The following is a 21,206-nucleotide window of genomic DNA, read 5'->3' as shown; positions in this document are numbered from 1 at the left end:
TACGTTTTTTACAATTATGCGCTATTGCGGATTATTTGATACGCCGTATGATAATTTGTCAAACACAATTTTGCCCGAATTTAAAAAGAGCTGCCAAAATGGAAAATGCCGCAATGACGAGTACGAGCGTCGCGGAACTGATCAATGAGCGTATTGATACGATGCCTGCTGGTGAGCGCAGTGCAGCACAGACGTTGATCGCGAATTATCCCATGCTGGGGCTTAAAACCGTTGCTGAGTTTTCCGCGCAGGCCGGTGTCAGCTCACCAACGATCCTGCGATTCGTTAATCGCCTTGGCTTTCAGAATTATCCCGATTTTCAGGCTCGGTTGCAGGATGAACTTGCAGCGCAGCTTCAGTCACCGCATCATCGTAACGAACATCCCGAAAAGGGCAGGGATGCTGCATATCCGGCAGTGGAACATACGCTGGAGAATATTCGCGAGACCTTCCGCCACCTGGGCGAGAAGCAGTTGCGGCAGGTGGTTTCGGCACTCAGCAACTCCAAGGGAAATGTCTATCTGATTGGCGGACGGTTCACTGACCCGATTGCGCAATATATGGCGGCGCATATGTCTATCATTCGTCCGCATGTGTTTCATCTTGGCGGACAGGAAAGTGTATGGCGGGATCGCCTGCTGGATATGGGCAAGCGCGATGTGCTGCTGGTCTTTGATATTCGTCGTTATCAGGACAGCCTCCTGAGGCTTGCCGAGAAGGCGCGCGGGCGAGGGGTGGAAGTGATCCTTGTGACCGACCAGTGGCTTTCGCCGATCGCGCGTGTATCGCGCCATGTGCTTGCGGGCCGCATTGCAGTGCCGTCTGCATGGGATTCATCGGCGGCACTTTTCGTGCTGGCAGAAACAATCATTCGTGAAATGACACGTATTCTGGAAAAAGACAGTGCGGCACGTATCGCTGAACTGGAAGCGCTCAGATAAATTCTGCTTTATACCAACGATGATTCACGCTTACTGAACTCAGTAAGCAGGGTTCTGCATGGGAGGCATAAGGTGGACGTATTTCTGGGCGTTGATGTCGGCACGGGTAGCGCGCGGGCAGGGCTGTTTACACGCGATGGAGAATTGCTTGCGAGTGCCAAGCAAAATATCCGCATGTGGAAGCAGGGTTCGGATATCGTCGAGCAATCCTCGGAAGATATCTGGAAGGCCGTTTGCAACTCGGTGGCTGCAGCACTGAAACAGGCGAATGTCGCCCCGGAATCCGTCAAAGGCATCGGCTTCGATGCGACCTGTTCGCTGGTCATTCTCGACAAAAATGGCAATCCATTGCCTGCGAGCCCTGCGGGAGACGCAGAACGAAACATCATCGTCTGGATGGATCATCGCGCCCGCGAACAGGCTGAACGCATAAATGCGACGGCCCATCCCGTTTTGAAATATGTGGGCGGGCGCATTTCGCCAGAAATGGAAACGCCGAAGCTGCTTTGGTTGAAGGAAAATAACCCAGAAACCTTCAACGCCGCTGGTCTCTTCTTCGATTTGCCAGATTATCTGACCTATCGCGCAACCGGCAGCCATTCACGCTCGCTTTGCACTGTTGTTTGCAAATGGACCTATCTTGGTCACGAAAAGCGTTGGGATGAAGATTACTTCCGCACCATTGGCCTTGGTGTTCTGGCCGATGAAGGTTTTGCCCGTATAGGAACCGACATTGTCGATATCGCCACCCCGTTGGGTCAGGGGTTGACTGAGCAGGCTGCAAAAGAACTTGGACTAATTCCTGGTACGGCGGTCGGTGCTTCGCTTATCGATGCACATGCGGGTGGTGTTGGCACAATCGCGGGAAGTGCCGATGAGCACAGCGCCGTCGATATGCGGTCAAGGCTGGCACTGATTATCGGCACCTCCGCCTGCACGCTGAGTGTTACTGAGAAGCCAGCCTTTGTGGATGGTGTCTGGGGCCCTTACTGGGGTGCCATGATGCCGGGCCTTTGGCTCAATGAAGGCGGGCAGTCGGCATTTGGTGCCGCGACCGACTATCTGGTCGGTATGCATCCTTACAAGGCAGAGGCTGAGAAGGAAGCCGCAGCCAAAGGCCTTTCGCTCCTCGATTATCTTGAGCAGCTGGCCATCAATGCCGCGGGCGAGCTTTCAAAGACAGCACTTCTGGCAAAGGGGCTTCACGTTGTGCCGGAGTTTCTGGGCAATCGTGCGCCAGATGCCGATCCAGATGCGACAGGTACAATTACGGGTATCAAGCTTGATGCATCGCGTGAAAATCTGGTTCGCCTGTTCGTCGCAGGTCTTTGTGGTCTGGCATATGGCACGGCGGATATTCTTGATGCACTGACTGCCAAAGATATTCCGATCCGTACAATTATCGTCAGTGGGGGGGCTGCGCGCAGCCCGCTCATGCGCCGGATATTGGCCGATGCAACAGGCCTGGAAGTCGCCCTGCCATCGTCTGCCGAGCCGGTTCTGCTTGGCTCTGGCATAGCAGGTGCAAGCGCCTTCGAGAAAACGGATCTCGCTCAGATTGCTGCCAGCATGAGCGCCATTGCTGAAACGATTGAGCCGCAGAAAGGTCTGGTCAGCGAATTCCATGCTGCCAAGCGCGATATCTACAAGGATCTGAAGCGCAGCGAGCTTGCTGCGCGTCAGTTGATGCAGATATTTTAAGCGGACTTATTTACCCGCTTTGGGCGCCTTGAACACGGGAAGCGGGTAGGTTTGGCCAAGAACGATCCCCGCTTTTTGCAATACGTCCTCGGGTGCGGCATAGGGTTTATGGATCCAACGATCCGGTAATGCGGCGATTTCCGGCACCCATTCGCGCACATATCCGCCGCCGGTATCGAATTTATCGCCTTGCAATACTGGATTGAACACGCGGAAATAGGGTGCTGCGTCCATGCCGCAACCGGCAACCCATTGCCAGCTCCCCGGGTTGCTGGCGATATCGGCATCCACCAGTGTATCCCAGAACCATTTTTCGCCGTCGCGCCAGTCGATCTGCATATTTTTGCTCAAGACCGATGCCACCAGCATTCGCACGCGGTTGTGCATCCAGCCTGTAGCCCAGAGCTGACGCATACCGGCATCGATCATCGGAACGCCAGTATTGCCCTTTTTCCAGGCTTCAAACGCTTGCGGGTTACTCTGCCACTGAATGTCGACCAGCGTGTCGCGCATATCGTTTTCGGCAATGTCTGGACGATAATAGAGCTGGTGATAGTGAAAATCGCGCCAGATCAGTTCGGAGAGAAACTTCTCACCGCCAATTCGGGTGTTTGGATGCTCATCCATCAGCGAAAGTGTGGCATACCACGCCTGCCTTGGACTGATCTCACCAAAGCGCAGATGCGGCGAAAGTTTTGATGTGCCTTCGACATCCGGGCGATCACGATCACCAGCATAGTTGCGAATAGTCTCATCGAAGAAATGATATAATTGATCGATGGCAGCCGCTTCGCCTATCTCCCACAAACCATTCATCTTTTTTGACCAGAACGGCTGCTTGTAAGCCTCCCGCGCAGGCTTATGCTCGATGGTCGATGGCTCGGCTTTCCAGTCAAACGAGGAGAGCGGTCGGTTAACACCCTGCTGGCGCAGCGTTTTGGCATAGGGCGTGAAGATCTGATAAGGGCCGCCGCTGCCGGTTTTGATCTCCCAGGGTTCAGCCAGAAGATTGCCTGCAAAGGACTCCACAGTCAGTCCCCTGTCTTTCAATGTGGATTTGACGATAGCATCGACATCCCGCTCCTGCGGAGCGTAGCGGCGGTTCCAGAAAACAGTATCGAAGCCGTTTTCCTCAATCAGCTTCTCGATAATATCGAGTGCTTCGCCGCGTGCCACAAGCAATTCGACATTGCGTTCATTGAAGCTTTTTTCGAGCGAACCGAGGCTCTGTTCCAGCCACCAGAGTACAGCGCCGCCGGGTGCACGCAAATGCGGATTGGTTTCATGAACATAAAGCGCTGTGATCTTGCCGCCCAGTTTAACAGCGGCTTGAAGTGCAGGATTGTCGGCAAGGCGCAGATCGTTGCGCAACCAGACAAGCGCATTCGCAGTCATTGAATAATCCCTATTTGACGGGTCTCAAAAAATAGTGCCCGACACCCCCAGACGTTGCAGGATTAGCATGATCTGATCAATCATTTGGCTAAGTTGTTCAACCAATCCAAAGCTGTTTGCTGATAATGACGTCCGGACGGATGCAATCATGTCATATTTGGTAATTCCCCACAGACCTAGGCGCTGTCTTCAGCCCGGAAACTGCCGATAACATTCTTCTGCGATCTGTCGAAGCTGGTCGCGGGATATCTCGCCGCTCACCGCATAGCCGAGTTCGCCGTCTATCCAATAGAAGGTTTCAACGCCATCACTTGATGCAAAGCGAAAGCTTGTGTCACGGTTTTGCGGATTTCGCCCAACGATGACTGAAAGACGCTTTCCGGCCCTATCTTCATACATGAAGAATGCGCCGGGTTTATTATCGACCGGGAGCAAACGCCCACCAACGAGCTGGAAGCCAAACGTGCTGAGATCAGGGATTTTAAGGTCAGCTATATTGAGCCGCTTTCCAAGCCATGTTGCCAGATGGGCTTCTTCCTCCGAGAAAACTTCAACCGGATGACGCACTTCGCTGGCATAAATCAGATATGCGGCTTGTGCCTGTTGTGGCAGGGCGTCAGCATTAGTGATTTGTTGGGGCTGATCATAAATGCGGGAGCCTGCAAAGCCACCAAAACCGCCGATCACCAAGGCCGCCAGAATAGAAGCTGCAACAGCCCAATGATACTTGTGTTTGCGTCGCCTGGTTGACGAGTGGATCAGGCCCACATCCCCGTTTTTTTCGAGCGCATAACCGGCAAATAGCTGTCTGATGCCCTCATTTTGCTTGCACCATTCGTCAGCCAGTGCGGCCTGTTCGGGGTGGCTCTCAAGGATGGTCGCTATACGGGTTCTTTCTTCGTCGGACAACTGACCGTCAACGAAGCTATGGAGTTCGACTTCACTTATCGGAGAATTGCGGTCTGTCATTTGTTTCTCCGAAGCGTTACCACATTCGTGCCGTTCATGTGTTCCCCAAGGCGCTGCCGGGCACGTGACAAGCGTGACATGACGGTTCCAACGGGGATTTGAAGTATTTCCGCTGCCTCGCCATAGCTGTATCCCTCAACAACAATCAGCATCAGGACCGCGCGGTTATCTTCTGGCAGGCTATTGATGGCCTCTTCAAGCTGCTGCAACTGGAATGGATCGTTTTCTGCAGTGGTCGTACTTATATTCTCGGCGGCATCCAGCGTTTCGTAACGGGTGCGCGCTTTGCTATTGTAGCTGTTGCGATAAAGGTTGGTCATAATCGTGAGTATCCACCCACGCAGGTTGAGGCCACGCCATTGGCCGCGCCGGGATAGCGCTTTGGTCACGCAGTCCTGCAGCAAATCCTCGCCTTCGGCGTCCGATTTCGCAAGGCTGCGCGAATAGCGCCGCATGATCGGCAGGAGGGCCAGAAGCTGGCCCTCAAAACTGTCGGGGGCAGGGCGGCTCACGTCTGCCTCATGGCTTTGCGGCGTGCCAGACTCCATTAACGCCGTCTCCGGTCACATCGCCAGCCTTCTTGTCCTTCACGAAGTAGTAAAGTGGCATTCCGTCTTTTGCCCATTGCTCGCTACCATCCTTGCGCTTTGCAAGCGTATATGCGCCAGAAGCCTTGGCACCCTTTGCCGCCATAAAAGGTGGCCAGTTGGTTGCACAAGTATCGTAGCAGTTGGACATGCCTTTGCTGTCTTTGTCAAAAGTGTAGAGCGTCATGTCTTTTGCACCAGCCAGAACCTGACCTTTGGAGGTGTCCATTGCCTTGACTGCGGGTGCTGCCAGCACGGAAGATGCCGCTACCGTTGCAATTGTCAGAACAGACATAAAAGTTGCGGTTTTCATGGTTTGCCTCATACGGATTCCAATCGCGACATGCGATATGACGTAAGACAATCGGAAAGCCGATTTTATTCCCGCAGTTCGGGAAAAATATTCATTTTGACGGGTTACGTTTTCATTAGCAGTAGGAGCATTAGAACAATATTGATTGCTACCCGATTGCGTACTATATATGTAGCTACTCATATTATAGATAGCTATACAATGTCTCAAACCAAGCAAGAACTCGAAGCCGCATTCACGATGGGTCTTTCCACCGCGGCCCGAAAAATGCGCAATCTTTTCGACTCCCGTGTTCGCGAGCGGGGGCTGACACTTGCGCGAGCCCGCGTGCTTCTGCTTCTTGCGGAACAAAGAGATTGGAACCAACGTGAACTGGCAGATGCGCTCGAAATAGAGCATCCATCAGTGGTACGGCTTCTCGACGGTTTGGAAAAGCAGGGGCTTATCTATCGTGCTGCTGTAGAAGGGGATCGGCGCGCCAAGCGCATTGAGCTCACGGACGAAGCGCAGGCGCAGGTCAAGCAGCTTAAGGCCATCACGCAAGCCATCCGTGCAGAATTACTGCAGAGGATCGACCCGCAGGCGCTCGAAACAGCGCTCGCTGTCTTTCATGAAATCAACCAGACCGTTGAAACGGCACTCACTGATAAAGACAGGTGATGTGCTATGTCTGAGAGAGGGGACGATAAACCGATAGTGCCGAGCCAACAGCAGGCTCCTACGCCTGCGGTTCCGCATATGCCGGTCTATATGTCTGCAATTTATATCGCGGCGTCCGTCCTCATGTGGTCGACGCGCGGCCTCAGCATGTATTTCATCTCGGCCAATACGCAGCAGATTCAAGGTTCGCTTGGCGCAACACTGACAGAAACCTCATGGCTTATCGCGGCCTATATGGCGCCTTATGCAAGTCTCACTATTTTGCTGGTCAAGATACGCACGCAATTTGGGCTTCGTCGCTTTGCAGAAATTGCTATCGCAGTCTTTCTCGTGTCGTCGTTACTGCATTTGCTGGTCTATGATATCTGGTCGGCCATTCCGATCCGTTTCATAGCCGGTGCTGCCGCTGCGCCCGTCTCGACCATCGGCTTTCTCTATATGCTGGAAGCTTTTCCGCCTGCAAAGAAGATGACTTGGGGCCTAAGCCTCGCACTCACATGTTCAGCGGCGGCTGGGCCATTCGCGCGCGTGATTTCACCAATGCTGTTTGATATCGGGCAATGGCAGCAGCTATATATGGTGGAAATCGGTCTCTCACTTGCCGCCTTTGCTGTTGTGTACGTGTTGCCGATGACACAGGTTCCACGTGCCAAAGTTCTGCATTGGCTGGATTTTGTTGCCTACGGATTGATCGCCATCGGCTTCGGCCTTCTGGCCGTCCTTCTTGTTCAGGGCAAAAATTATTGGTGGTTCGAAGCGCCATGGATCGGCGTTTGTCTCGCCATCTCCATCGCTGCACTTGCTTGCGCTGCCGCAATTGAAATTAACCGCGAACAGCCGCTGATGAATCTCCATTGGCTATTTTCACCGGAAATTCTGCGTTTTACGCTAATCCTGTTTGTCTTCCGCATTGTGCTTGCTGAACAGACAACAGGTGCGGTGGGATTGTTTCAGGCTTTTGGCTTACAGGATGGGCAAAGTCAGGGGCTTTATCTCATCATCCTCGCCGCCTCACTTGCGGGAGGCGTGTTCTGTGGCATGTGGATGAATATCGACCGTGTCACGACCATCTTCGGACTGGCACTGGTTTTCATCGCTGTGGGTGCGTTCATGGATAGTCATGCGACCAATCTGACACGTCCACACGACGCCTATCTCAGTCAGGCATTGATTGCCTTTGGCGGCGCCTTGTTTTTGCCTCCCGCTATGCTTGCCGGTATCACGAAAGCGATGAAACAAGGACCAACATTCATGACGAGCTTCATCGTCATCTTCCTGTTTACGCAGAACATTGGGGGACTGATCGGCTCGGCAGTGTTCAGTACGTTCATTTCGATCCGCGAGAAGTATCATTCGGCGCACTTGGTCGAACAGCTTGTAATGTCCAATCCGGTCGTCGCGCAACGCGTTCAGGCGCTTTCAGGCAGCTATTCAAAGGTTCTCGCCGACCAGGGACTGACCAAGGCCGAAGGGTTGGTCCTGCTGGGGCAGCGGGTCACACGCGAGGCAACAGTGCTTTCCTACAACGATGCATTTCTAGCGATTTCAGTCATTGCGGTTGTCTCGCTCGGATGTCTGATGGCCTATCGGTTTTTTGAAAATATGCAAATCCGCCACCATCCAGAAGTGACGGCAAGTTAGAGCACATCCCGAAAAGTGGGAACCGGTTTTCGGAACAAGATGTGCGTAAAAGCAAAAGATAGAGCATTTCTCATGATTCAACTTAATTCAGAAATGCTCTAACTTAATCCACGAGTGTTTGAACATGTCAGTTGGAAAACAATATATTCGCGGCGGCTCAGCTCTCATCATCGGTCTTGCTGGCGTTTTGATGGTTCTTTGGGCGTGGCAATTGCCGCCATTCAAGCGCAGCGTTGAGACGACGGATAATGCCTATGTTCGTGGACAGGTCACAGTCATCAGCCCGCAAGTCGCAGGCTATGTTACCAAGGTCGATGTGAACGACTATGAGGTCGTGAAGCAGGGGCAGCCTCTGTTTGAGATCGACAACCGAAGCTATCAGCAGAAGCTCGATCAGGCAGAGGCATCGCTCGCGACGAAGAAAGCAGCCCTTGCCAATTCACAGCAGAGTCAGCGTTCTGCAGAAGCGACAATCCAGTCGCGGCAGGCACAGATTTCAGGCGCTAACGCTGCCTTGGAAGTTGCACAGGCCAATGCAAAGCGCGTTGAAGCCTTGCTGCCCCGTGGTGTAACGACACAAAGTTCGGCCGATACTGCGCATGGCACGTTGCTTCAGGCGCAGGCAACAGTTGCTGAAACTGAGGCTGCTCTTGCTGTCGCGAAGCAAGACCTTCAGTCCATAATTGTTAATCGTGAGAGCCTCAATGCGGATATCGCCAGTGCGGAAGCTACGGTAGAGCTGGCGAAGATTGATCTCCAGAACACCAGGATTATTGCCCCGCGTGACGGCAAGCTGGGTGAAGTTGGCGTCCGTCTTGGACAGTATGTGACGGCGGGTACACAGCTTGTGTCGGTCGTGCCTATCACCAAGTGGGTTATTGCAAACTTCAAGGAAACCCAGCTTTACGGCATGAAGGTTGGTCAACCTGTGACCTTCACAGTCGATGCGCTGCGTCATGCTGAACTAAAGGGCCACTTGGAGGCATTTGCGCCAGCAGCGGGTTCGGAATTCAGCGTTATCAAATCCGATAACGCAACCGGCAATTTCACCAAGATTACCCAGCGACTGTCAGTACGCATAGCCATTGATGACGGCCAGTCGGATGCTGACCTGCTGGCACCCGGCATGTCTGTCGTGGTTCGGGTCGATACGGCCGCGAATTGACAGGTGGGTCTACTTACAGCGGTTCCAGTTAAGACTGAATCGTTAGAGCCGCTGTAAATATTTGTTTTTACGCATTATCCTACGCAAAATCGCTTCGCGCTTTTGCTGGAAATGCTTTAACCGTGGCTCGCATCATTTGGCACCAGCGGCGTGACCTTTTTGACCTTGTCTCTGTGGAAGATGAACAGTCCGGCCAGCACGATGATGGCTGCTCCAAAGAGGGTTTGCTGATCAGGTAAGTCGTTGAAGAACATCCATCCGAAAATGATCGCCCAAAGCAACAGCGTATATTGCAACGGTGCTAATACAGATGCGGGGGCGAGCTTGAGTGCGCGGGTAATTAGCAGATGTGCAAGGCAGGCCACGATACCAAGCAGGAGCAATGCCAGCAATTCGCCTGTGGTAAAGGGCGTCCAATGTCCAATGCTGAGGACAGCGCCAACGACGAGACAGCCCAGAGTCTGCCACGTGACCAGCGTTGCATCCGGTGTCGAACGCAGCACACGGCCAAGCACAAGCGTCATAGCGAAAGAAATACTGCCCAAAAGTCCGAACACTGATGGCCATGAGAGCATCGCCGAAGACGGGCGCAATGCAATGATGACGCCGATGAAGCCAATGAAGACTGCAAGCCAGCGTCGCCAGCCGATACGTTCACCGAGCAGGAAATGGGAGAGTGCCGCTACATAGATCGGTCCGGCCATATAGAAGGTCATAACGTCGGCCAGGGGAAGGAATGTAACTGCCGCGTAGAACAGGCCGGTGTCAGCTGTTGCCAGAACGACCCGAGCCAGTTGCAGCGAGGGCTTTTCGATCTGAAACAATGCGCTGGCTGGTTGTCGCGACAACATTGGACCGAGCACAAAAAATGCGCCGAATGAGCGGATCAACAAAACTTGACCGACCGAAAAGCTGGCCACAAGCCATTTGCCCATGGCGTCGTTCAAAGCGAACATGAAATCGCCGAGCAGCATCAAAAGAATGCCAGCCAATACTGCGTTGCCGCCCACGGCCAAAGCCGCTTTCTTATTCATGATTTAGGGGTGCTCCGACCACTGGTTCAACGCGTTCTCGCGCGCAAATCCATTACTGAAGTTTGCCGGATAATCTCGCTGCATGTTTGAATGAGAGCTGCTTACTCCTCGCGTTATGCCTTTGCAAGATGTTAGAGCGTGTCGCGCTTAGAGCGCATCCCGAAAAGTGTGAAACGGTTTTCGGACAAAGATGCGCGTTAAAACAAATATTTAGAGCGCCAGTGCGCCCGCTCTATATTTATGAAGTGGTCGCATGTTCGCGAACGCTAAATGAATCCATTTAGCTGCGACATGCTTTAGGTGCTTTACGCACCTCAGAACATGCCTTCTCAAGTGGTTCGTCGTGAGCTATAGCGGCTTCGCTTCATTGTGAGGTCATCATGAATTCTGGAAACGCTGAGTCGAAGCCGATCTTCGGGATTGCACTCGCCTCCGCAGGTTATGCCTGCTTCGCTCTGCAAGATGCCATCGTCAAATGGCTGGTTGCCGATTATGCGGTTCCGCAAATTCTTTTCATGCGAAGCCTCGTCATTGTCCTCATTACTGGTGGGCTGGCCTGGCGTTTCGGCCACCCTTCCGTCTTTAAAAGCAAATATCGCAATACGCTCGTCCTGCGGGCCGGTTTGATGCTGTTTGCCTGGCTGCTTTTTTATAACGCGGCTCGCCATCTCGGCCTCGCCGAATTGACGACGCTCTACTTCTCAGCGCCGATCATGGTGATGTTTCTGTCGATCTTCATTCTCAAGGAGAAGATCGGAGTTGGGCGCTGGGTCGCGTGTATGGGTGGTTTTGTAGGCGTACTGATTGCCGCCAACCCGACTCATTCACCAAATCTTATACCTGCTGCAATGTGTGTGGTTGCTGGTTTCTGTTGGGCTTTGAGCACGATCCTGATCCGTCTTGTCAGTAGAACCGAAACAACTTTGACTCAGATGTGGGCAACGAGCCTGCTGTTTGGTATCGCTTGCGCGGTTTCCTTCCCATGGGTCTGGAAGACACCCGACACATCAGCGTGGATCCTGATGATTGGCCTTGGTCTTGTTGCAACGGTCGGGCAGTATCTTCTTTACGAAGGTTTCCGCCATGCACCAGCCTCGGCACTCGCACCAACCGAATTCACCGGGCTTATCTGGGCATTCCTCTATGGTTATGCGATTTGGGCAGAAGTTCCGGCCTCAAACGTCGCATTCGGTGCGGTGTTGATTGTTTGCTCCAGCCTTGTGCTTGTCGCGTGGGAAAAGAGGGCAGTGCGGGTACGCGCCGTCCAGGCCAGCTGAGGTGCAAACGCTCCTCCTCGAATGTACCGGCAGTTGAGAAAGTTTGATCTATCGACGGATAGATCTGGGGGCGACGGCGGATGCCAGTCCACAATTTGCATGAAGGAAGGGCCGGATTGCCCCGGCCCTCAGCGTCTGTTCCAAAAGTCGCCATGCCGGTCTGCAAATGGCAATTTACCTCCGTTCCGGTGCTCACGTACCTTTAAGTACGCTGCGCTCCGGTACTCGAAAATTACCATTTTCGCCTCGGCCTGCCGCTTTTCGATTCAGACGCTCGATTAGAAACATAAGGAGTGACGCCGGGGTTATTCCCCCGGCGCCAGATGCGGGGCTTCGATCTTGGCGCCTGCATGTTTCAACGGGCGTTCGCCGGAGAGCTTGCGGATCAGCACATAGAACACCGGCGTCATGAAGATGCCGAAGGCCGTCACGCCGATCATGCCTGCAAAGACCGCGATGCCCATGGCCGAGCGCATTTCAGCGCCCGCACCTGTCGATGTCACCAGAGGCACCACGCCCATGATGAAGGCCATCGAGGTCATCAGAATCGGGCGCAGACGCAACCGGCTTGCCTCGACCGCCGCCTGCACGACGCTTCGTCCGGACAGCTCCAGCTCGCGGGCGAATTCCACGATCAGGATCGCGTTCTTCGCCGATAGCCCCACAAGGACTATCAAGCCGATCTGGGTGAAGACATTGTTGTCACCTCCTGTCAGCCAGACGCCGGTGAGTGCAGCCATGATCCCCATCGGCACGATCATGATGATCGACAGCGGCAGGGCAAGGCTTTCATATTGCGCGGCCAGAACCAGATAGACGAGCAGCAACGCCAGTGGGAAGACGAGGAAACCTGAGTTGCCGGCGAGAATTTGCTGGTAGGTCAGATCGGTCCACTCGTAAGCGATGCCCGGAGGCAAGGTTTCTTCTGCGATCCGTTCGATGGCAGCCTGTGCCTGCCCGGACGAGAAGCCGGGAGCCGGGTTGCCGTTGATATCGGCAGAAAGGAAGCCGTTATAACGGATGGCGCGTTCCGCACCCACGGTCTGCTCCACCTTCAGAAGTGCCGACAGCGGGATCATCTCGCCCGACTGCGAACGCACTTTCAGCTTGCCGATATCCTCGGCATGGCTGCGATAATTAGCATCGGCCTGAATGCGCACGCTGTAGGTGCGTCCAAAGGCATTGAAGTCGTTGACATAGAGCGAACCCAGATAAATCTGCAGGGTTTCGAACACATCGGTCACCGCCACGCCCAGCTGCCGTGCCTTCGTGCGATCAAGATCGGCATAAAGCTGCGGCACATTGATCTGGTAGCTCGAGTAGAGACCAGCCAGCTCGGGTGTCTGATAGGCCTTGGCGAGAAACGCCTTGGTCGCATCGTCCAGCGCCTTGAAGCCAAGCCCGTTGCGATCCTCAAGCTGGAGCTTGAAACCGCCTGTCGTGCCGAGACCCTGAACGGGCGGTGGCGGGAACATGGCAATGAAGGCGTCCTGAATGGCACCGAACTGCTGGTTTAGTTCTCCCGTGATTGCATTGGCCGAAAGTTCCGGCGTCTTGCGCTCCTCGAACGGCTTCAGCGTCACGAAAACGATGCCGGAGTTCGATGAGTTGGTGAAACCATTGATCGACAGGCCGGGGAAGGCGATGGCATTGGCCACACCCGGATGCTTGAGGGCAATGTCGCTCATGCGGCGGATCACGTCTTCCGAACGGTCGAGCGTTGCCGCATCCGGCAATTGCGCGAAGCCGATCAGATATTGCTTGTCCTGCGCTGGAACGAAGCCGCCGGGCACTGCACGGAACAGCACGAAGGTGACGCCGAGCAGCACGACATAGAGGCCCATCACCAGTGACTTGCGCGAGAGAATGCTGCCAACGCCGCGCCCATAGGCGTTTGAGCTGGCACCAAAGAAACGGTTGAAGCCACGGAAGAACCAGCCAAACAGCTTGTCCATGATCCGGGTCAGCCGATCCTTCGGCGCATCGTGACCGCGCAGCAGCAGAGCTGCCAGAGCAGGTGAAAGTGTCAGCGAGTTGAAGGCGGAGATCACCGTCGAGATCGCGATGGTGAGAGCGAACTGGCGGTAGAACTGACCGGTCAGGCCGGTGATGAAGGCAAGCGGCACGAAGACCGCAACCAGCACCAGCGCGATGGCAATAATCGGCCCGGACACTTCCTGCATGGCGCGATAGGTTGCCTCGACCGGTGACAGGCCCTGTTCGATGTTACGCTCGACATTTTCCACCACCACGATGGCGTCATCGACCACGATGCCGATGGCAAGCACGAGGCCGAAGAGGCTGAGCGCATTGATGGAGAAGCCGAACACATACATGACGGCAAACGTGCCGACGATGGAAACGGGAACGGCAACCAGTGGAATGATGGAGGCGCGCCATGTCTGCAGGAACATGATGACGACGATCACCACGAGAACAATGGCTTCGAGCAGGGTGTGAATGACAGACTCGATAGAGGCTTTCACAAACGCCGTCGTGTCATAGACGATGTCGAAATCCACACCTTCCGGCATGGTTTTCTTCAGGTCGGCCATGGCGGCATGGACGTTTTCGGAAATTTCAAGCGCATTGGAGCCTGGTGCCTGAAACACACCCATGCCGACAGCCGACTTGTTGTCGAGCAGCGAGCGCAGGGAATAATCAGCGGCGCCCATTTCGACACGCGCAACATCGCCCAGCCGGGTGATTTCACCTTCGCTGCCTGATTTCACGACGATATTGGCAAATTCTTCCGGTGACTGGAGACGGCCTTGCGCATTGACGGATAGCTGAAGGTCGAGACCCGAAACGGACGGCGATGCGCCGATGACACCGGCAGCAGCCTGAACGTTCTGCTGGCGGATGGCAGTGGCGATATCGCTTGCAGAAAGTCCGCGTTCGGCTGCCTTCTGCGGGTCAATCCAGACGCGCATCGAATAATCACCGCCGCCGAATATCTGCACCTGACCGACGCCCGGAATGCGGGCTATACGGTCCTTGACGTTCAGAACGGCGTAATTGCGCAGATAGTTCACGTCATATCGCCCATCGGGCGAGATAAGGTGAACGACCAGCGTCAGGTCGGGCGAGCTTTTGGCAGTTGTGACGCCAAGGGTACGCACTTCTTCCGGCAGGCGCGGTTCGGCCTGCGAAATACGGTTCTGCACCAGCTGCTGGGCCTGATCGGGATCGGTGCCGAGCGCAAACGTGACGGTCAGCGTCATGACGCCGTCGGCGGTCGCCTGGCTCTGCATATAAAGCATGCCTTCGACGCCGTTGATCTGTTCTTCAAGCGGCGTGGCGACGGTTTCGGAAATAACGGCTGGGTTGGCGCCGGGATATTGTGCGCGAACCACGATTTGTGGCGGCACGACTTCCGGATATTCCGAGATCGGCAAACCTGTCATGCCGATCAGACCGGCAACGAAGATCAGGACCGACAGAACGCCAGCGAAGACCGGACGGTCGACGAAGAAGCGTGAAAAGTTCATCTGTTTATCCCCCTTAAGCGGGAAGGCAAAGACTCTCCCGGCCCGCGGGAACAAGTGTTCTCGCGGGTTATTTAGGCTGAGTGTTTGCGTTTATGCGCGCTTCAGGCGCGCACTGTTTCAATGAGCATTTCCAGCAAAAGTGCGAAGCAGTTTTGCGTGAGGTAAATGCGTAAAAGCAAAGAGATAGAGCGGTTCCACGATTCCGTTCAAACTGGAACCGCTCTAGTTCTGGGCAAGTGTTTCGGTTACCGGTTGCGGTACGACGACTACGCCCGGACGAATGCGCTGCAGGCCGTTCACGACGATATTCTCGCCGGGCTTCAGTCCGCTTTCGATAATGCGCAGGCCATCATAATTGCGACCGAGAACCACCTGCCGGTATTCAACCTTGTTATCCGCGCCGACTACAAAGACGAACTTCTTGTCCTGATCGGAAGAAATCGCCCGGTCGCTCACCACCAGTTTTTCATCCGGTTCCGGCTCACCGAAACGAATGCGGACAAACTGGCCCGGAATGAGTCTTCCGTCCGGATTGTCGATTGCCGCACGAACCCGAATTGTGCCGGTTGTGGCATCGACTTCATTGTTGATGAGCTGGATATGGCCGGAAATCGGGGTGCCTTCATCGGAAGCAGTGCCGATCTGGACAGGAATGCGCTCGATGGCGTTTCCGCCAGGCGAGGCTGCAAGCTTGGCCAGTGCCTTGGTGACGACTTCCTCATTGGCGCTGAAGCTTGCATAGATCGGATCGACCGAAACAAGCGTGGTCAGGACCGGCGAGGCGGAACTTGCCGCAACGAGATTGCCTGCCGTGACTTCCAGCCGCCCGACGCGACCGGAAATCGGTGCGCGCACTTCGGTATATTGAAGATCGAGCTCGGCGGAACGCAGGGCTGCCTTGGCGGAACGTAAGGTCGCCTGCGTCTCGTCATAGGCGCTGGAGCGCTGGTCGAGGCCGCTTTGGGCGATCGTACGGGTGGTCACGAGCTGGCGCCCGCGTTCCAGTTCGGTCTTGGCCAGTGCGACGCGGGCTTCTTCAGCGGAAACCTGCGCTTTTGCCTTTTCGACCGCTGCCGCATAGGGCTCGGGATCGATGGTGACGAGCAGGTCACCCTGTTTCACCAGAGCGCCTTCGCGGAAATGGGCTTTCAGGATGGCGCCGCCGACGCGTGGGCGAATTTCTACCCGGTCAATCGCTTCCAGACGGCCGGAAAACTCTTCCCAGCTCACGATGCGTCGCGATTCTGCCTTGGCGACCGAAACCGGCACGGCAGGCGGTGGAGCGGAAATATCGGTTGCAGCATCGGCTTTGAGGTGAGGCGCGCCAAAAAGAATGGCGCCGCCGCCAGCTGCAGACAATAGGATACTCAGGCCGGCGCCCCATAGGGCCCGGCGGGCTGTGATCGATGTCATTGTTGTATCTCCTGGAGCATAATCCGACCGGAGTGGAACGAGGATCGGTCAGATTATGCTTTCAATAAAGGAGGTTAGAGCTTCGCTCTAACCGGTGGGGGCCGGCTTCAATGTGAGCACCAGATCAAAGCTTGGGAGGACTTTAAAACTGATGTTATGCTGCGATTGGCTTTGCTCCTGCCTGCCGGAAGAAATCGGAAAACAGGTCGATAAGTTTATGTTCCTGTGGCGACCAGTCGGTGCTCGCCACCTTGTTTTCGGCTATCCAGCCGGCTTTTCCGGGCAGGACATGCGATTGTACCTTCACGCCCGCCTGACGGAGACGCTCGGCATAGGCCTGCGTTTCATCGCGCATCGGGCACTGGGCGCTGGTGACAAGCAAGGTGGGTGCCAGACCAGCAAGACGCGTACACAGGGCAGGCGCGGCGTAGGGGTGGGTGAAACCCGCACACTCGCCCAGATAATGCTGCCAGCCATCCGACATCGTCTGGACGGCGCTTTCCGGGCAATACTTGCGGAAAGACGCCGTGGCGAGGCAGGGGTCGAGCATGGGCGAAAGCAGTATCTGACCCTTGAGCTCGGTCAGATATTGATCGCGCGCCATGAGGGCTACGCCGGCAGCAATATTACCGCCCGCCTCTTCACCGGCGACGAACAGCATCGACTTCTTGTGCGCTAGTTCAGGGCAACGTGCGCGCATCGAAGACAAAATGGAGTAGGCTATCTCAAGCGCCGCCGGGAACGGGTTGAGACAGGCCGACGAATATTCTGGCGACACGACCACCGCACCTGCCTCGGCAAGTGTTTCGGCAACGCGCTCGCAGTCACCAAGGCAGTTGACCGAGAAAGCACCGCCGTGAAGGTGCAACACCACAGGCGGCGGAGAGAGCAACTTGGCGCCCTTATAAATGCGCGCCGTGCAGTTGGTGGTACCCGCCTGCCCATGGGCTTGCCCATGAACCTGCAATGTCTCAACCGTAAACTTCTCGCACATCTTTCGTGGCCTTCATGTATAGCGGCAAACCGCCATGGTTAGATATTAGCATTGTCTATAGGCTGGAATAGTCCCCTATAATTGGTTACACTGTCCAGAATCTCGAACAATGACGGATTTTTGATAATGGACCAGCTCTCGGCCATGCGCGCTTTTCTCCGGGTTGTTGAAACCGGGAACTTCACGCGCGCCTCCGCCTCCCTCAATATGCCCAAGGCAACGATCAGCAATCTTATCCAGGGATTGGAAGCCCATCTTCGTACAAAACTCCTCAATCGTACGACCCGCCGTGTTCTCGTAACACCGGATGGCGCACTTTACTATGAGCGCGCTGCACGATTGCTGGCCGATCTTGCGGAACTTGACGGCAGCCTGTCGAGCGCCCAGACCTTGCCCAAAGGTCGCCTGCGCGTGGAAATGGCGAGCGCGGTCGCCAATCTCATCATCATTCCGGCGCTGATCGAGTTTCATCAGCGTTATCCCGATATCCAGATCGATCTTGGCGTATCGGACCGGCCTGTCGATTATGTGGCGGAGAACGTCGATTGCGCCATCCGCATTGGCGAGCTGGCTGACCAGTCGCTGATTGCGCGGCGCATTGGCGACATGCATTTCATCGCCTGTGCTTCCGCCGAATATCTCGACCGCGGCGTTACGCCCAACCATCCCGCCGACCTCGGTAAAGATTGCAAAGTTGTCGGTTATTTCCGGCCATCGACCGGCCAGCAAATGCCGTTCCGTTTCAAAAAAGGGACGGAGGAAATCGAGGTCAACGGGCGCTATGTGGTGGCGGCCAATGAATCAACTACCTATCTCGCCGCCGCGCGCGCAGGGCTCGGCGTGGTGCAGGCACCTTTGTTCATGGTAAGGGACGACATCGAAAACGGCACGTTACGCCCTGTCCTACAGGAGTGGGAAATCGAACCGATGCCGATCTATCTGGTCTATCCACCCAACCGCCACCTCAGCAACCGCCTTCGTGTCTTTGCCGACTGGGTCGTCAAGACCGTTGCAAAGTCACAGCTTACGGGTCTGTAACAGGCGATCTTGTTTCCGTGTATCGTAACGACATCGCCAAAGTCACACGGACATCGCGGAATAGAAGTGCGTTACCCTTTTGAGATTGACCACCGGAGTTTCCACTTGGACGATAAGGCTCACACCCATTCAGTTCTGTCTAACTGTATGAAATGTGGGCACGAATAGGCTAGGTCTCTACAGTATGAATGGGTTCGAAATCGGTTGACGAAGATGTATTAATTGTTCAGTTTTTATTGACCTGTTATATTAGTAAATCAAAATAGACGGATCGCGGCGGAGACCTCATGGCGACTGAAGGACTTGGACAGACACTCGGGCCCGCTGTGGTTCTGCTCGCCGCTGGCGTTATGGCGGTGCCGCTGTTTCGGAAGCTCGGCCTTGGTTCAGTGCTGGGATATTTTGCTGCTGGCGCTCTGGTCGGGCCTTCGGTTTTCGGGTTCTTTACCGACCCCGCAACGATCCTGCATTTTTCTGAACTTGGCGTGGTCATGTTCCTGTTCGTTATCGGACTTGAAATGCGCCCCGGCAAGCTCTGGACAATGCGGCATCAGATATTCGGTCTCGGTCTTGCGCAGGTTCTCGGCTGTATCGCCTTGCTGACGGGGACGGGGGTTCTTCTAGGCCTATCTCCGGTAACGGCCTTGATCGCGGGAGCTGGCTTCGTGCTCTCGTCCACTGCCGTCATTATGTCGATACTGCAGGAGCGAGGTGAAATCGCCACGCCCGATGGCCAGAAGGCAGTCTCGATCCTCCTGCTCGAAGACCTGATGATCGTGCCGCTGCTGGCGCTCGTTGCCTTTCTTTCACCTTCTCAGCATGAATCCGGCGGAATCTTGGGCATCGCGACAGCCATTGGCGCTATTTTGCTGCTGATTGCTGTCGGGCGCTGGCTGCTTGATCCCTTCTTCTCCTTGCTTGCCCGTGCGAGAGCACGCGAGGTCCTGACGGCCGGCGCCCTGATTGTCGTGCTCGGGGCAGCTTTGCTGATGGAAGCGAGCGGCCTTTCCATGGCGATGGGGGCCTTTCTCGCCGGGGTAATGCTGTCCGGTTCCAGTTACCGGCATCAGATCGAGAGTGATATCGAGCCGTTCAAGGGGCTCCTGATGGGGCTGTTCTTTCTGGCTGTCGGCATGTCGCTCGATCTTGGCGTAGTTGCTTCGGACTGGCCCTCGGTTCTCATCTTCCTTATTGCCTATGTGATTACAAAGGCAATCGGCATCTATGTCGTCGCCCGTATTTTCGGCTCCAACCATCATTCGGCGCTCCAACGAACGTTGCTCTTCGCGCAGGGCGGAGAGTTCGCCTTCGTGCTCTATACGTCGGCATTCGGTAACGGGTTGCTTTCAGCACGTGACAATGCGCTGTTTTCGACCGTCATCATTCTATCGATGGCTGTAACACCATTCGTGCTGCTTTTGGGTTCCCGGCTTTTGCGCGAGGAAGCACCGTCTCTCGAAGGCGTTGAATCCGCTCATAATCTCAAAGGCCGGGTGTTGATGATCGGTTTCGGGCGCTTCGGACAAATTGCGGCGCAATTGCTCCTTGCCCAGAGATCGGATGTTTCGATTATCGAAGCCGATCCCAATCGTATTCGCGAAGCCGGACGGTTCGGTTTCAAGATATTCTATGGCGATGGATCACGTCTCGACATCCTGCATCATTCAGGCGCTGACGAGGCGGAAGTCATCATGATCTGCGTGGATGACCGCAAGACAGCCAATCGGATCGTGGAGCTGGTCAAATCGCATTTTCCGGCGGCAAAGATCATGGTGCGGTCTTATGATCGCACACATTCTATCGAATTGTTGAAAGCGGGCGTGGATTTCGAACTGCGCGAAACATTTGAATCTGCGCTTCTTTTTGGAAAGGAAGCGCTTTGCGAGCTTGGTCTGGATGAAAGTCTTGCAGAGGACACGCTACGTGATATTCGCGCGCGCGATGCTGAACGGCTGACGGCACAGGTGCAGGGCGACATTTATTCGGGCGCCGATCAGCTGCTCACCAGCGTTCCTGTTCCTGAACCGCTGACACCGCCCGGCAAGGTTACGAAACTTGCCGGAGAAGAAGGATTAAATTGAAAACAAAAGTCAGTCGCAGGGGCAACCAAGCGTAACCAACTGCTGCTGGCTTCGATGCGCAATTCATGGCTTGTAAGCGTCGAGGTTTGGGACTTCAGCGGAGAAGTTTAACGAAGAGGCCTTTTCATTATCAACGGCCCGTTTGATTGAGTGGCTGTAAACCTCATGACAACGCGAATGGTTCTCGATTTAACGGCAGTCTTGCTTGCGCATTCCATCAATGCCTGTTGGGCGCTGATAGCAAATTCTTCGCCAGCTTTGCGCACAGGCTGATAGTCGACTGTAACAACACGCAATAACTCACCATCTGAGTTGTAAGTGACTTCAAATGTCGCGGAGGCCCTTTGATAATCAATGCCTTGGGGGAGTTTCCAGCACTTGGTTGCCATTTCAGTCACTATTTCCGCATCCGTGGCAGCAAGCGTGACGGCCGGGTTTAATGCTAGTGCGGCAATTCCAAGTAATATCAGGTTTCTCATACGCCTCCCTTATAGGCCAGTGATGAA

At 54.9% G+C, this 21,206-nt stretch carries 17 protein-coding genes; 8 read left to right on the top strand and 9 right to left on the bottom strand.

The features are described from left to right. The first annotated feature begins 98 nt into the window (after positions 1–98). Positions 99–941, top strand: a complete 843-nt coding sequence (locus CEV33_RS11110) for a MurR/RpiR family transcriptional regulator (protein WP_094540553.1) — start codon at positions 99–101, stop codon at positions 939–941. A 72-nt stretch (positions 942–1,013) separates the two neighbouring features. Then, positions 1,014–2,642: an FGGY-family carbohydrate kinase gene (locus CEV33_RS11105; RefSeq protein ID WP_094540552.1), complete on the top strand. Its 1,629-nt coding sequence runs from the start codon at positions 1,014–1,016 to the stop codon at positions 2,640–2,642. Positions 2,643–2,648: 6 nt separating this feature from the next. Here CEV33_RS11105 and CEV33_RS11100 read toward each other — a convergent pair whose 3' ends face one another. The 4 genes from CEV33_RS11100 to CEV33_RS11085 form a co-directional block, all read right to left on the bottom strand. Continuing rightward, positions 2,649–4,037 carry a cryptochrome/photolyase family protein gene (locus CEV33_RS11100; RefSeq protein WP_094540551.1) on the bottom strand — a complete coding sequence of 463 codons (1,389 nt, stop codon included), beginning with the start codon at positions 4,035–4,037 and terminating at the stop codon, positions 2,649–2,651. A gap of 189 nt (positions 4,038–4,226) precedes the next feature. Then, positions 4,227–5,006, bottom strand: a complete 780-nt coding sequence (locus CEV33_RS11095) for an anti-sigma factor family protein (protein WP_094540550.1) — start codon at positions 5,004–5,006, stop codon at positions 4,227–4,229. Then, a complete protein-coding gene (locus CEV33_RS11090) occupies positions 5,003–5,554 on the bottom strand; it encodes a sigma-70 family RNA polymerase sigma factor (RefSeq protein ID WP_094540549.1) in 552 nt (183 codons plus the stop codon). Before CEV33_RS11090 ends, CEV33_RS11095 begins: the two co-directional genes overlap by 4 nt. Beyond that, on the bottom strand, positions 5,526–5,906 hold the full coding sequence (locus tag CEV33_RS11085; RefSeq protein WP_094540548.1) for a COG4315 family predicted lipoprotein: 381 nt from the start codon (positions 5,904–5,906) through the stop codon (positions 5,526–5,528). Before CEV33_RS11085 ends, CEV33_RS11090 begins: the two co-directional genes overlap by 29 nt. A 201-nt stretch (positions 5,907–6,107) precedes the next feature. On the opposite strand from CEV33_RS11085, the gene CEV33_RS11080 reads away from it, so the two are divergent. The 3 genes from CEV33_RS11080 to CEV33_RS11070 all read left to right on the top strand — a co-directional run bounded on the left by CEV33_RS11080 (position 6,108) and on the right by CEV33_RS11070 (position 9,372). After that, on the top strand, positions 6,108–6,566 hold the full coding sequence (locus CEV33_RS11080; RefSeq protein WP_094540547.1) for a MarR family winged helix-turn-helix transcriptional regulator: 459 nt from the start codon (positions 6,108–6,110) through the stop codon (positions 6,564–6,566). Positions 6,567–6,572: 6 nt separating this feature from the next. Beyond that, positions 6,573–8,207 (top strand): MFS transporter, encoded by a 1,635-nt coding sequence (locus CEV33_RS11075; RefSeq protein WP_094540546.1) that lies wholly within the window; start codon positions 6,573–6,575, stop codon positions 8,205–8,207. 124 nt (positions 8,208–8,331) lie between these two features. After that, positions 8,332–9,372, top strand: a complete 1,041-nt coding sequence (locus tag CEV33_RS11070; protein WP_094540545.1) for an HlyD family secretion protein — start codon at positions 8,332–8,334, stop codon at positions 9,370–9,372. Positions 9,373–9,488: 116 nt separating this feature from the next. Here CEV33_RS11070 and CEV33_RS11065 read toward each other — a convergent pair whose 3' ends face one another. Continuing rightward, the gene (locus CEV33_RS11065; protein WP_094540544.1) at positions 9,489–10,406 is read right to left on the bottom strand and encodes a DMT family transporter; all 918 of its coding nucleotides are present in this window, start codon (positions 10,404–10,406) and stop codon (positions 9,489–9,491) included. Between the two features lie 380 nt (positions 10,407–10,786). Between CEV33_RS11065 and CEV33_RS11060 the strand changes: the two genes are divergently transcribed. After that, the gene (locus CEV33_RS11060; protein WP_094540543.1) at positions 10,787–11,683 is read left to right on the top strand and encodes a DMT family transporter; all 897 of its coding nucleotides are present in this window, start codon (positions 10,787–10,789) and stop codon (positions 11,681–11,683) included. Between the two features lie 305 nt (positions 11,684–11,988). Here the strand turns inward: CEV33_RS11060 and CEV33_RS11055 are convergent, their stop codons facing one another. The 3 genes from CEV33_RS11055 to CEV33_RS11045 form a co-directional block, all read right to left on the bottom strand. After that, positions 11,989–15,174: an efflux RND transporter permease subunit gene (locus CEV33_RS11055; RefSeq protein WP_094540542.1), complete on the bottom strand. Its 3,186-nt coding sequence runs from the start codon at positions 15,172–15,174 to the stop codon at positions 11,989–11,991. Between the two features lie 222 nt (positions 15,175–15,396). Beyond that, positions 15,397–16,587, bottom strand: coding sequence for an efflux RND transporter periplasmic adaptor subunit (locus CEV33_RS11050; RefSeq protein WP_094540541.1), 1,191 nt, complete (start codon positions 16,585–16,587; stop codon positions 15,397–15,399). Between the two features lie 154 nt (positions 16,588–16,741). Further along, positions 16,742–17,581, bottom strand: coding sequence for an alpha/beta hydrolase (locus CEV33_RS11045; RefSeq protein WP_094540540.1), 840 nt, complete (start codon positions 17,579–17,581; stop codon positions 16,742–16,744). A gap of 126 nt (positions 17,582–17,707) precedes the next feature. Between CEV33_RS11045 and CEV33_RS11040 the strand changes: the two genes are divergently transcribed. Together CEV33_RS11040 and CEV33_RS11035 are read left to right on the top strand one after the other, a co-directional pair. Beyond that, positions 17,708–18,619, top strand: a complete 912-nt coding sequence (locus tag CEV33_RS11040; RefSeq protein ID WP_094540539.1) for a LysR family transcriptional regulator — start codon at positions 17,708–17,710, stop codon at positions 18,617–18,619. Positions 18,620–18,906: 287 nt separating this feature from the next. Further along, positions 18,907–20,700, top strand: coding sequence for a monovalent cation:proton antiporter-2 (CPA2) family protein (locus CEV33_RS11035; RefSeq protein ID WP_094540538.1), 1,794 nt, complete (start codon positions 18,907–18,909; stop codon positions 20,698–20,700). Positions 20,701–20,807: 107 nt separating this feature from the next. Here the strand turns inward: CEV33_RS11035 and CEV33_RS11030 are convergent, their stop codons facing one another. Beyond that, complete coding sequence (locus CEV33_RS11030) at positions 20,808–21,179, bottom strand: hypothetical protein (RefSeq protein WP_094540537.1); 372 nt, start codon at positions 21,177–21,179, stop codon at positions 20,808–20,810. Positions 21,180–21,206 lie beyond the last annotated feature (27 nt).

This window comes from Brucella grignonensis (assembly GCF_002252505.1).
GTDB classification, from domain to species: domain Bacteria; phylum Pseudomonadota; class Alphaproteobacteria; order Rhizobiales; family Rhizobiaceae; genus Brucella; species Brucella grignonensis.
Note: the sequence above shows the minus strand (reverse complement) of the source record. Positions and strands in the feature narration are given on the sequence as shown.